The sequence below is a fragment of the Candidatus Cloacimonas sp. genome (genome assembly GCA_039680785.1).
Lineage (GTDB): Bacteria > Cloacimonadota > Cloacimonadia > Cloacimonadales > Cloacimonadaceae > Cloacimonas.
In genome coordinates this window covers 1-1,721 of the sequence record JBDKSF010000094.1, presented here as the reverse complement: position 1 = coordinate 1,721, position 1,721 = coordinate 1, and the positions used below count along the sequence as shown (strand labels likewise).

The window sequence follows — 1,721 nt, the reverse complement described above, 5'->3', positions numbered from 1 at the left end:
ATAATGCCTTAATCGGAGTTAGCCTAGTACCTTTTTGCAGATAATTTAAAATTCTTTCCTCTTGTGATAATTCTTTTGTTTTCATAATATTTGTTTTGTGATTATACGCCCCCAATTCGGGCGGATTGATGAATATTTTGTGAACATATAACTAAGTTATAAGCCATTTTGACAGATAACTTCATCAATTATATTGAAGTCGCAATCAAGTAACTGTAACTTATTACAACCATCATCACGAAGTGGATAAATTATCTCTAAACCTATAACTAAATCTTCAACGTCTTTATCGTGCTTTCCAGCTTGTTTGAATAAAAAACGGCTTATAATAGTGGCTATATGCAATGCTTTTCCGTCTTTGTCAAATATTTCTAAATCGTGTTCCATTGTACTATAATTTATTTTTGTGCAAGTTTTAACATAGGCACTGCACATAGCCTTAACGTTAGGCACAATTTATCTACTCTTCCAAACAATCCACTTGTCCAAAACTGATAAATCATAATTACTGTAAAAATCAGAAAGAACGGTTCTTAACTTTCTTAATTCATCAATATTTTTATTCCAAATTGATAGATGCAGTAAAATCTCATTTGGTTTACCGTTCTTTCTATCAACATCAATTTTGGACAGCATTTTGTCCCATTCTTCATCTGTGTATTTGTCTCTTAAATTTCCCATAATAAAACTGTGCATAACAAAAGTGTATAAGCAATACAGCCAATAGACTTTTGTTGTAACTTTAAAATTGCTTAGTTATTACATACCCTCTTCCTTTCAGAAATTCAATAGCCTCCAGCTCTGACTCTGTGATAGCTCCATTATGATAATCATATCTCACATCACAAGTTGGCTCTGATTCACTTGGGTAGTTGGTTGTCTTTTTAGCAAGATAAAGAAAATAACACGGGTTAAAATCTCTGATAAAGGCGCGTCTCTCAGAGCTTTTTAATAATATTCCATCTAAAGGTCTTTGCAGAATTTCACCACAAACAAATATATTGATAGAGATAAAATTATTGTCATCAGCATCATCGTAACCCCAGTTCGATAAGTTTTTTTCATCCTCTTTGTACCCCATTTTAAGGAGCTCATCTCTGAGAAACTTCTCATACTGCTCCTTAGTACACTTCATGCTTACCTTTTGTGTGAATTTTGTTTCCATTTTTTAGTCCTTTAAATTATTTTATCATTTTTTTGGCACTAATAAGTGTTTAGTGCCGATTTATAGCCCATATTGTACTGCCATTTCCCGTGCAATAAAGAAATGTATTCCACTTGAGCATTCATTCCATCTGTTCTCATCAAAATCATCCACTTTAACAATTTTTCCAACTTTATATATAAAATCGCCATCTTTATCTGATGCAATTTCTCGTATTTCAAGAGAATTACCTTCTATATCCTGAATATCAAGAACCTCTGCCTCCGAACATCTACATTTTAATGTTGTAGCAGAACTCCTTTTTGCCAATTCAGTAATTCTTAATTTTATAATATTGCCTTGTGCTTTTTTCCATCCAATAAAACTTCCTTCTTGCGGACACTGTAATAATAAGAATCCAGTTGCTTCATTATGTTTTGTATCGCTAAGGTCGGCATAGCGAAGGTCGGCAGAGCGAAGGTTGGCAGAGCGAAGGTTGGCATAGCGAAGGTTGGCATAGCGAAGGTCGGCAGAGCGAAGGTCGGCAGAGCGAAGGTTGGCATCGCTAAGGTCGGCA

At 34.5% G+C, this 1,721-nt stretch carries 4 protein-coding genes; all 4 read right to left on the bottom strand.

All coding sequences use genetic code 11. The annotated features are described in order from the left end of the window. Positions 1-156: 156 nt before the first annotated feature. Positions 157-387 (bottom strand): hypothetical protein, encoded by a 231-nt coding sequence (locus ABFC98_06635; GenBank protein ID MEN6445709.1) that lies wholly within the window; start codon positions 385-387, stop codon positions 157-159. A 69-nt stretch (positions 388-456) separates the two neighbouring features. Next, positions 457-696: a hypothetical protein gene (locus ABFC98_06630; protein ID MEN6445708.1), complete on the bottom strand. Its 240-nt coding sequence runs from the start codon at positions 694-696 to the stop codon at positions 457-459. Between the two features lie 46 nt (positions 697-742). Then, positions 743-1,165, bottom strand: coding sequence for a hypothetical protein (locus ABFC98_06625; protein ID MEN6445707.1), 423 nt, complete (start codon positions 1,163-1,165; stop codon positions 743-745). 60 nt (positions 1,166-1,225) lie between these two features. After that, a partial coding sequence (locus tag ABFC98_06620; protein MEN6445706.1) for a DUF5758 domain-containing protein occupies positions 1,226-1,721 on the bottom strand: 496 nt, incomplete at its 5' end.